This is a genomic window from Spirulina sp. 06S082 (genome assembly GCF_034932145.1).
Lineage (GTDB): Bacteria > Cyanobacteriota > Cyanobacteriia > Cyanobacteriales > Spirulinaceae > CCY15215.
This window is the reverse complement of the sequence record NZ_JAYGHV010000055.1, coordinates 1-10,273: the sequence shown is the minus strand read 5'-3', so window position 1 is coordinate 10,273 and position 10,273 is coordinate 1. Positions and strand designations below refer to the sequence as shown.

13 protein-coding genes are annotated in these 10,273 nt (G+C 43.9%); 6 read left to right on the top strand and 7 right to left on the bottom strand.

Annotation, left to right across the window (positions count from 1 at the left end):
• On the top strand, positions 1-205 hold a 205-nt coding region (locus tag VB714_RS05975; protein WP_323222147.1), incomplete at its 5' end, for a hypothetical protein.
• 8 nt (positions 206-213) lie between these two features.
• On the opposite strand, the gene VB714_RS05970 is transcribed toward VB714_RS05975, so the two are convergent.
• Positions 214-531: a DUF3067 family protein gene (locus VB714_RS05970; protein ID WP_416309617.1), complete on the bottom strand. Its 318-nt coding sequence runs from the start codon at positions 529-531 to the stop codon at positions 214-216.
• Positions 532-662: 131 nt separating this feature from the next.
• On the opposite strand from VB714_RS05970, the gene VB714_RS05965 reads away from it, so the two are divergent.
• Positions 663-2,012, top strand: a complete 1,350-nt coding sequence (locus VB714_RS05965; RefSeq protein ID WP_323222142.1) for a histidine phosphatase family protein — start codon at positions 663-665, stop codon at positions 2,010-2,012.
• Between the two features lie 88 nt (positions 2,013-2,100).
• The gene (locus VB714_RS05960) at positions 2,101-2,520 is read left to right on the top strand and encodes a hypothetical protein (RefSeq protein WP_323222140.1); all 420 of its coding nucleotides are present in this window, start codon (positions 2,101-2,103) and stop codon (positions 2,518-2,520) included.
• Positions 2,521-2,873: 353 nt separating this feature from the next.
• Here the strand turns inward: VB714_RS05960 and VB714_RS05955 are convergent, their stop codons facing one another.
• The 6 genes from VB714_RS05955 to VB714_RS05930 all read right to left on the bottom strand — a co-directional run bounded on the left by VB714_RS05955 (position 2,874) and on the right by VB714_RS05930 (position 7,250).
• The gene (locus tag VB714_RS05955; RefSeq protein ID WP_323222138.1) at positions 2,874-4,040 is read right to left on the bottom strand and encodes a cysteine desulfurase family protein; all 1,167 of its coding nucleotides are present in this window, start codon (positions 4,038-4,040) and stop codon (positions 2,874-2,876) included.
• Between the two features lie 80 nt (positions 4,041-4,120).
• Complete coding sequence (locus tag VB714_RS05950; RefSeq protein ID WP_323222135.1) at positions 4,121-4,501, bottom strand: hypothetical protein; 381 nt, start codon at positions 4,499-4,501, stop codon at positions 4,121-4,123.
• A 26-nt stretch (positions 4,502-4,527) separates the two neighbouring features.
• Complete coding sequence (locus tag VB714_RS05945) at positions 4,528-4,692, bottom strand: hypothetical protein (protein WP_323222133.1); 165 nt, start codon at positions 4,690-4,692, stop codon at positions 4,528-4,530.
• A gap of 80 nt (positions 4,693-4,772) precedes the next feature.
• Positions 4,773-5,201, bottom strand: a complete 429-nt coding sequence (locus VB714_RS05940; protein WP_323222131.1) for an NUDIX hydrolase — start codon at positions 5,199-5,201, stop codon at positions 4,773-4,775.
• Positions 5,202-5,215: 14 nt separating this feature from the next.
• Entirely contained in the window at positions 5,216-5,668 is a 453-nt protein-coding gene (locus VB714_RS05935) for a DUF3531 family protein (RefSeq protein ID WP_323222129.1), read from the bottom strand.
• Between the two features lie 286 nt (positions 5,669-5,954).
• The gene (locus tag VB714_RS05930) at positions 5,955-7,250 is read right to left on the bottom strand and encodes an ABC transporter substrate-binding protein (RefSeq protein ID WP_416309616.1); all 1,296 of its coding nucleotides are present in this window, start codon (positions 7,248-7,250) and stop codon (positions 5,955-5,957) included.
• Positions 7,251-7,488: 238 nt separating this feature from the next.
• Here VB714_RS05930 and pilM point away from each other — a divergent pair, with 238 nt between their 5' ends.
• The 3 genes from pilM to VB714_RS05915 all read left to right on the top strand — a co-directional run.
• A complete protein-coding gene (gene pilM, locus VB714_RS05925) occupies positions 7,489-8,592 on the top strand; it encodes a type IV pilus assembly protein PilM (protein WP_323222125.1) in 1,104 nt (367 codons plus the stop codon).
• A gap of 1 nt (position 8,593) precedes the next feature.
• The gene (locus VB714_RS05920) at positions 8,594-9,424 is read left to right on the top strand and encodes a PilN domain-containing protein (RefSeq protein WP_323222123.1); all 831 of its coding nucleotides are present in this window, start codon (positions 8,594-8,596) and stop codon (positions 9,422-9,424) included.
• Between the two features lie 52 nt (positions 9,425-9,476).
• Positions 9,477-10,273: hypothetical protein (locus VB714_RS05915; RefSeq protein WP_323222120.1), on the top strand; the 797-nt coding region annotated here is incomplete at its 3' end.

The following is a 10,273-nucleotide window of genomic DNA, read 5'->3' as shown; positions in this document are numbered from 1 at the left end:
ACATCTGTTCGTAAAAATGCGGGGTTTTTCTCTATTTTACCCCTTTTTATCCCATTTAATTCTATTTTTTTGTTTCTCTAAGCCTTACACAGCAATCTTTTTATCTCTTTTCAGCAAACCCTATTTACAAGCGGTTAAAGGAATATGCGGGGAAATTTCCGAGTTTGAGTCGATATCTGCATTGGCGCGATCGCCGACTTGCTGAAGTTCAAACTAAACATCCCCAACAATCCATTCTGAAGCCCTTTCCCCCAAATCCAGAGGAATACTAACAGCCTTACCCAAACGCGGACGTTCTGTCGTTTTAGCAAGGTAATCTTGAACCTGAGACTCTCCCTCCCAAGCATCGAGATATGTCGCGACTCCCTGTAAATGCTGCAAATACTCCATCTCAGTGAGGGGAAAAGACTGCTGTTCCAAATATTTCCACATCACCTGTAGGTAAATTGTTCCCTTAGTTTGTCGCAAGCGTACATCATAAGAACGTCCCCACTTTTTCAGTAATAATGCTCTGAGTTCCTCTCCCGTCATAACTTCTCCCGATTTTTTGCTGATTTTTCTTAATCCTGAGAACGATTGCGCGGTTTCAAATGATGTAGGATACTGCAGATTGTTACGCATTGCTTTGTAGACAAATAACCCAAGAATTGGAGGATTGAAGTTTGACTACTCGTGTTATTATCGTGCGTCACGGACAAAGTTCCTATAACGCTCAACAAAAAATCCAAGGCCGTTGCGATGAATCAGTTCTCACCGAACAGGGACAAACTGAGGCTAAAAAAGTTGGCATGGCATTGCAAGGCGTAACATTCGACGCATTTTATCACAGTCCCTTGCAGCGAGCGACTCAAACTGCCTCTATTATTCAGCAATATTTGGCTAATTCTCTGACTCCTGAAGCAAAAGAAGAACTGAGGGAAGTCGATCTCCCACTTTGGGAAAAACTAAGTAAACAAGAGGTTGTCGAAAAGTTTCCCGCAGATTATCGCTGTTGGAAAGAACGTCCCCATGAATTTAAAATGCTGGTATCTGAACCAGCAGGAGAAAAAGAGCATTTTCCCGTCCTTTCTCTTTACGAACAGGCTCAATTATTTTGGCAAGAAGCGATCGCCAAACATCAAGGACAAACAATTCTCATTGTTGCTCACAATGGCATTAATCGCTGTTTGATTATGAGCGCGATCGGTATTCCTCCCGAACGCTATCACACAATACAACAATCTAATTGCTGTATTAATGTTTTAAATTTTAGCGGTGGTTTAGAGGATCCCGTACAGTTAGAATCCCTCAATCAAGTTTCCCATACAGGAAGTGTTTTGCCTCCGCCTCGCCCCCCCAAACCCCCTGCTGTGCGTTTATTATTGGTTCGTCACGGAGAAACCGAATGGAACCGAATGTCTCGCTTCCAAGGTATGATGGATATCCCCCTCAATGAGACGGGGAAAGAACAAGCACGAAAAGCAGCTCAATATCTCAAGGACGTTCATATTGATTTTGCTGTTACTAGCTCTTTATTGCGCCCCAAGGAAACCGCAGAGATTATTCTTGAATATCATCAGAGTGTTCCTTTAGCCTTAGAAGACCAATTTAAAGAAATTGGTCACGGCCTTTGGGAAGGAAAATTAGAATCTGAAATTGAGGCCGAATTTGGGGAATTATTGCAACAGTGGAAAGATGCTCCAGAAACTGTACAAATGCCCGAAGGAGAAAATTTGCAACAAGTTTGGGATCGCGCGATCGCGGCATGGAATAAAATTGTGCAAACCCATTCTAATCCTGATGAACCCAAAGTCGTATTAGTTTCTGCCCATGATGCCATTAACAAAGTTATTATCTGTTATTTGTTAGGGTTAGAACCCAAAAGTTTCTGGAATATCAAACAGGGAAATTGTGCAGTCAGTGTTATTGATTATCCCCAAGGTGCAGAGGGTTTACCTGTTTTGCAAACGGTCAATTTAACGACTTATTTGGGGTCGGGTATTTTAGATCGAACTGCAGCCGGAGCATTGTAAAACAGGATGAGGGGTGATGGAGTTGTAAAAATAACTTCAGAGCCTTTAAAATTGTCCGTACTATGACTTCTAAGGAGCTAACAAGATCGTGTTTCAAAACTTTAAAGATAAAGCAGACGACTTGAAAGAACAAGTTCAAGAACAAGCAACCGACCTTTCCTCGGCTGCACAGGGTAAACTTGATGATTTACTTGATGACTATAAACGAATTTTGCCGATGGTTGAAGAGTTAGGTTTGCGTGTCAGTAGTTTTCACATCGAAGCGGGTGTTTTGCCACAAATTCAAACTTCTCTGGTGGGGTCGGTTGATAATTTAAACAATGAAGCTGTTGAAAAAATTATTGCTGAAAATGAAAGCAATAAATTATTAACAACTGTTTTAAGGGCGATCCTCATGGCCAAAAAATGTCATGAACGTTTGGAAGATGCCTATATTTCCATTTTGAAAGATATTGCGATCGATATTCAATTAGGAATTCCTCCTAAAGTTTCCGTTCGCTTTCAATAAGGCGATTTTAACACTGAGGCGATCGCGCTGCAACAAAATCAAACTGAAAAATCTCCCATTCTGACTCAGGAAATCACCGCTAAGTCCTCCGGACTCTAGCGGGATATTGAGGGAAACCTCAGCTTAAACCTGACCAGTCTAAGTTCGCGCAAGAACTATTATTCTTCTGGATGCAGAGGAAGGAGAAGTTAATGATTGTCAGTATTAAAGGTATAGCGCTAACTTTGCCTGTGGAGAAAATTGCTGTTCGATTTTTGCTGTACTGTTGAGAAAAGATGCTTGTTTCTTCATATTAAAATTAGCAGGATGCGATCGCGTAGGTTAAAGTTGTGTTATCGAGAGGTGAGAGTATGTCAACGCAACACTGCCATTTTAGCCATTAATCGTTCTAGAATTTGTTTTAATACCATTGCCGTCCAATCAATATCTTCTCGCGTGGTTTCTTTCCCCAAAGAGAAGCGAATTCCTGCTAATGCCATTGCATCATCGTAGCCCATTGCCTTTAAAATGGGACTGGGACTGAGTTTACCGCTATGACAGGCAGATCCGGCACCGATCGCAATGCCCGCAAGGTTCATCTGACGCACGATCGCCTTTCCGGTAACTTCTCCTGCGAGGGGAGGAGTCAAACAAAAACTGACATGATGAGGCAAACGATGTAAGCGATCGCCAGTGGGAATTAAATAAGGACAGTCTGCCAACAATTCAAAAAAGCGATCGCGTAACTCTCTTAATCTAGCTCTCTCTTCTACCAATTCTTTTCTTGCTAAATCTGCTGCCATACCAAAGCCTGCAATTAAAGAGATAGCTTGAGTTCCCGATCGCACACCGCTTTCTTGTCCTCCTCCTAGCAACAAAGGCATTAATTCTACTCCTCGACCTCTATATAATGCCCCGATCCCTTGGGGTCCGTAGAGTTTGTGGCTGGAAAAGGACAGGAGATCGACCCCCAAACCCTTGACATCTAAAGGCAAACGTCCTGCCACCTGTACTGCATCAGTATGGAACAATACGCCGCGATCGTGGGCAATAGCGGCGAGGTCTTCAATGGGCTGTAGCGTCCCCACTTCACTTTGACCGTAAATGATGGAAACAAGAACAGTATTGCCTTGCAAACTAGCATTTAATTCCCTAGGATCGACCCTTCCTTGGCGATTAACCCCAAGACGAGTCACTTGCCAACCCCAATTTTCTAATAATTTTACTGGTTCGGCGATCGCGGAATGTTCGACACTAGAAATAATTAAATGTTGGGGTTGACAATATTGCCGAGTTATGCCAAATATTGCTAAATTATTTGCTTCTGTTCCCCCGGAAGTAAAGGCGATGGTCTCGGGGTCTGAAGCATTAATTAAACGGGACACTTGAAATCTCGCTTCCTCAAGCACTAAGGCCGCCCTTTCTCCCCAAGAATGCAAACTGGAAGCATTACCCCATTGGGTACTGGTGACTTGTTGAATTTTCGCTGCAACTTCCTGACGTTGAGGTGTTGTCGCACTGTAATCAAGATAAATTTGCATGATATGTTAAGAGGAAAGTCAACAAGTAACTGCTCCTTGTTCGCGAATAACCGATCGTTGACACGATCGTTAACAATTGTTCAACTTCCAGGTTTACAAACATTGTAATCCTCATGGGAAATCACGGCCTCTGGGACGAGTAAGTTGCCGCTATCTCGACAGATTAGGCGATAATTACGAGTTACCGGAACGCTGACAATTGAGCGATCGTGGCGCAATCTCTTGCCGCGAAATTGGCGATAATCTTGTTGTTCTTGAATGCTACTGATAATTTGTCTGGCCTTAACCACAACATTTTTCGGTAGATCCGTCAGATCGATAAGATCGTGGGCAAAGGTTTCTTCCCACTGTTGTTTTTCCTGTTTCTTTTTTTCGCGATCTTCCTCTTTTTGGGCGCATCGGTGGCAAATTTGTCCGTATCCCTTGTGACCGCAAGGAAAGAGTTTTTTTCGTCTAGCCATGATTATGTATAAATCTTGCTCGACTGTTATGCTGTAACCATCGCCGGGGCGATCGCGTTACAACAATATTGCAAGATAATTATGAGATTGTGCAGAAACTGTTCGCGACAACTGCGATCGAAAGGACAAGCGCCTCTCGGTTTGAGATTGAGAGAACAGCAATAGAACTTTATTTTAAGGAGATTCCCCATTCTACGATACAGAGGGAACTTTGCGCTACTGGAGTGTGTCGTCCTCTTCTTTCCGGGAAGAAGCCATGACAAATTGGAAATTAAAGGTACTTTAAAAAGGATTTGGGAACGACATTTAATTCGCCAGATAAACAGCGATCGCGGTTCACCCAAAGGGCTTTTTTCTCTCGTTTTCCTTCCTGAAAGCTAATTTCTTCGCGTTGATAAAATGTAGCATCAGCAAAATCGCACTGATAAAGTTGGATAATTTCATGTCCGGGTTTCCCATTGAAAACAAACACATTCTCCAAACAACCCAAATAGTAAATATTGCTTAAATCGACTTGTAATTCTTCTTGAAACTCTCTCTGTAAAGCCGCTAAACTGGTTTCGCCAAAATCAACACCTCCTCCGAGGGCGCGATAAAAATATTTTTCTTTGATGGGATCGTATCCCTCAGAGAGGAAAATGCGATCGCGATCGCGGATCACTCCCAATGCTAAAACGCGAATTTTATTGGTTTTACTCATGTTTGCTCATTATGTTAATTGTGTGAGGGATCGAATTCAGCGCGATCGGTTTTCTGCACAGGCCAATCTTCATTCTCTCCACCAATGATCAATTTTTGGATTTCAACATATTCTTGATTTAAGCGCAGAAGAGAATTAATTAATACATCCAAGGCGATCGCGTCACTCGTGCCTAAATCGAACCAACAGCGTCCCCAAGTTCCGAGATATTCAAATTCTCCCATATTGTGCATCAGTGACATCAGAGAATTATCTGCTGTTTCTTCCTGATATTCTAAATAACTAATATCAACTCCAATCTCAGTAACTTGCAGATTTTCGGCATTGAATCCTCCTAATTTTCCCAAATAAAACCAAGAATCAAAAATTTCCTCTATATACTGTTGTTCCATACGGGAAGGGGTTGTAGAAAACTCCAACCAAATCCACAAATCAAAAGGATTAAATTCTCTAAATTGAACTTGCATAATTATAATTAGAGCTAAATTAGAGCTAAATTAGAGCTAAATTAGAGCTAAATTAGCGCTAAATTAGCGCTAATTTAGAGCTAGGGAGCGAGACGCTCCCACTACATACAATACATGATAATTGAGGTAGTGCGTTCGCGTAGCGTGTCCAAAGGACAAACATCTTGCTCGCTATTTTTAAAAAACTGACATAATGGGGGTAGTGCGTCCGTATAGCGTGTCCAAAGGACAAACATCTTGCTCGCTTTTTTTACATTTTTACAAAGCTGAGATGCACCCAAATTCATCAATTGCCGACTACCGAATTCCATTCTTTTTCAGCATCTTCAAGGGCTTGTTCGACACTTTTTTGGCCGAGCATTGCTGCTTGTAAATTGGTGTAAATTGCCTTTTGTAATACTTTGAGATTGTCCATTGCTGGAACTAAAATTTCAGCATCATTTAATTGCTGTGCGCCTACTTTTGACGCTTGTTCCAAGGGAGATAGATCGGTTTTCTCGTTTAATTTACCAATATATTCTTGTACTGAATCTTTCGTTGAAGGTAAAACACTCGCTTCCTTGGCAAAAGCTAATTGATTGGTTGAATTGGTTACAAATAAGGCGAATTTGAGCGCATCTTCCGGATTATCTGTATCCCGAGGAATGACCAAATTCATCACCGCAACATTCTTTTTCCCCGACTCTCCAGTAACTTGAGGTGCAACCGCAGAAACTTTGGCGATCGCCGGAGCATTATTTTCAATGGTAGGAAAAAACTGCGCCCCAGTTGCCAATAAAGCTGTTTCTCCCCCTTGATAAAGTTCGATCGCGTAACGGTGTCCTTGGGTGAGAACTTCCGGGGGAAGCAAATTTTGTTGATAAAGATCGACCCAATATTGAAAAGCAGCTTTTCCTTCTGGGGTATTAAACGCCGCTTTGCCCTCATCATCAACCAAACTCGCGCCCATTTTTACCAAAGATTCTAAAATTTCGCCAGAATCTTCGGCCACAAAACTCACAAAAAAGCCGTATTTGCCCGTTTTTTCCTTAACTTGCTTGGCCATGTTCGCCAATTCAGCATAAGTCGCCGGGGGCCGATCGAGTCCAGCTTCTTGTAAAAGCGATCGATTGTAGATGATAATTTGAGTCGTCAAATACCAAGGAATCCCAAAACTCTGATCTTTTAGGGTACTCGCTTGCCAAATATTGGGCAGATATTGCGATCGCGCTTCTGGGGAAATGCGATCGTCAAGGTCAAACCAAGCATTACGGGTGGCCAGTTGCGAAGCAAAAGTCGGATTGAGATTGACCACATCGGGAGCCGTTTTCGCCGAAACCGCCGTGAGAATCTTGCTTTCCATCGCCGTCCAAGGGACATCCACCCAGCGTACCTTCACCCCTGGATTTTCCGCCTCAAACGCCGCAATCAAATCGCCAAAATAGTCATTAAACTTCGGCTGAAGCTGCATCGTCCAAAACTCGATTTCTCCCGTATCCTCCGCCGCAGGACGTGACGTACAGCCGATTGATACGCTCAATGCCAGCCCTGCCAGAAGAGATAAACCCAAATGAAACGGCTTGTAAATTCTCACTTTGTCAATTATCAACGATTTAATCAACAATTATCAATCATCTGGGGAGATTTCACCAGACCCCATTTTTCCCCTACTTCCCCACTCGCAAAAAAAATCTTTCCTGAAAAGAAATTCTAAGTTAGATTTGAGAAGCGTTAAGCCATTGAGCCAAAGAAGTGTATAGACGATGACTTCCACGGTTACACTGTAATAAAGAAAAGGATAACGCGATCGCTCTTACCGATTACCGATTACTGTTGAATCTATGTTTAGTTCGCTAAAAGGACTGTTTGCCAAATCGGGGAAAGGACTCGGCCTCGAAGTTGCACCCGAACGTATTAACATCGTGCAACTGAAAAAACAAGGGCAAACCTATAAATTAGATACCTACATTACCGAAGAAGTCCCCGAAGGCATCTTTGAGGATGGACAAATTGTAGACTCTCCCGCCCTGGCTGAATTGATCCAAGAAACCCTCAATCAAAATAATATCAAGTGTAAAAAAATTGCCACCGCCATTCCCATGCGCGAGGCGATCATTCGCATTATTCCCATTCCCGCCGAACTGGACGACAAAGAACTGAAAGAAATGGTTCTCAACCACGAAGCGGGTTTATACCTCCCCTATCCCAGAGAAGAAGTAGACTTGGACTACCAAAAGCTGGGTTTTTTTGAGGATGAAGACGGTATTGAAAAAGTGCAGGTTTTGCTGGTTGCAACCCGCCGGGAAGTCACGGATGTTTACGTCGATACCATGCAGCAAGCGGGCTTAGAAATTGATGTCCTCGATATTAACAGTTTTGCCCTCATTCGCACCATTCGGGAGCAATTACGGCAATTTGGACCCCAAGAAGCCGCCGTTTTAGTGGATATCGAGTTTGAAAGTACCGAAATTGCCATCATTGTTGATGGGGTTCCCCAATTTTCCCGTACAGTTCCCTTCGGGACTTTTCAACTGCAAAGCGCCCTCTCTAGAGCCATGAATTTACCCACCAAACGGGATACAGAGATGCTGCAAGGTATGACCATTCCCTCTACCCCCGTAGATGGCTTGCGAACTGGGGCCACAGGTATTAATCCAGGCATGGCCGCCCTCTTGAGGGTATTGGGAGAATTAACCGATGAATTGCGCCGTTCCATTGACTTTTATCTCAATCAAAGCGGAGAACTAGAAGTGGCACAATTATTATTAGCAGGTCCTGGTGGTGGTATTGGTCAACTCGACGAGTTTTTTACCAATCGTTTGAGTTTACCCACGGCTCAGATCGACCCCGTTTCGTCATTGTCCCTCGAAACGGACGAAGATATCCCCGACGTTGTTCGTCCAGGATTGGGCATTGCTTTAGGTTTGGGACTGCGGGAGATTTAAAATGTATAGCTTAGATGTTAATTTTCTCAACGATCGCGCTGTTAGTGCTGCACCGGCGGGAGGAGCCGCCAAAACTCCCGCGCGGAAAATCGCCCTTGACGAACTCATTCCCTTGTTTGTCGGAGGGGCGATCGGTCTGGTTGGGGTAGGAATTGCGGGGGCTGGGTTTGTTTATCTCAACTTACAAACTGCTCAATATGAAGAACAATCGCGGATTTTAGATGGAGAACTGGGTCTCCTGCAACAACAAAACGCTCAAATCCAAGAATTGCAAGGGCAAATTGATGTTGCTCAACGACAAACCGACGGACTGGCGACGGTTTTCGTCAAGATTTTGCCTTGGTCGGCGGTTTTAGCGGATATTCGCGATCGCATTCCCCCAGGGGTACAACTCAAGTCCATCACGGAGAAGGAAACCGAAGTGGCGGCGGCGGCGACACCAGCACAACCCCCCCCAGCAGGTCAGCCCCCCGTGGCAGAGGCCAAACCCATGCCGAGTTTATCCATTTTGGGTTATGCCGATTCTTACGATACTGTCAATTATTTCTTGTTGTCCTTGGAAAAATCGCTTTTTTTCAATCCAGATACGGGGAAAATTGTCAGCGCCAAACTGGTTGACGACCCCAACGATGTTAAACAGGCAGAAGGGAAAGAGGGGACGGTGGCTCTCGAACTGCCTCAAGTGGTCGAATACACCATAGAAATTGCCCTAAACGATCTCAGCGAACAACCCCCAGCAGAACTCGTGACTCAATTAGAAAGTAAAGGAGCCCTCGGTTCAGTAGTTCGGATTAAAAATCTCGAACAAAAGGGACTGATTTCTGCTGAATAAAATATTTGGGAATTTCCCCTTGTTTTTGTTTGTTGTTACTGGAGGTGTTTTAATGACTTTTGCAGACGATCTCGCTCCAATGGGTGGGGAAGAAGAAGAAAAATCCCCCTATCCTAATGCGTTTGGGATTACGTTTACGCCAATGATTGGCGGTGTTTTAATTGCTGTTATCGGTTTGGCTGCTGCTGGAGGCTTAGGTTATCAATTTTTGAAGCCAGCTTGGGATAATTTACAAACTCTGAAAACACAGGTTGATGAAAAAGAGGTGCAGAAGCTACAACTGGCAAACTTGCAAGCCAAAAGCCAAGAACTGCAAGCTCAACTGCAACAGGTTCAAGCCTCTCAAAAAGAAGTATTGAGTTTGTTCTCTGGAGAAGCCAGCTTAGATACCTTGTTGCTGACAATTAATCAACAGGTGAAAAATCGCGGACTCTTGCTCAGTTACATTCCCCCTTCGGGAGAGCCAGAGGCGATCGCGGATAGTTCTTGGGGGGCACCGGTTAATGGTTTGCTCAAGCGTCAAATAATAACTGACTTAACCATTGAGGCTCCTTTTGGCGAAACTTTGGAAATTCTCAGAAATCTGGAGAGGGTACAAACATTGTTAGTGGTCCAAAATGTTCGCATGGAAGTTGCCGAACAGGAACAACGTTTATTAACGCCTCGCGGTAACATTTTAACGGCGGGTCAGCCCGAGCTAACAACTAAATTTGACATCGAAATTCTGATTCCTGTCAGTGAGGAGGAGTTAGCCGCTCAGAATGCAGCAGCCCCAGCAGAAGGTGCAGCCCCAGTAGATGGTACAGCCCCGGCAGATGGTACAGCCCCAGCAGAAGGTGCAGCCCCATA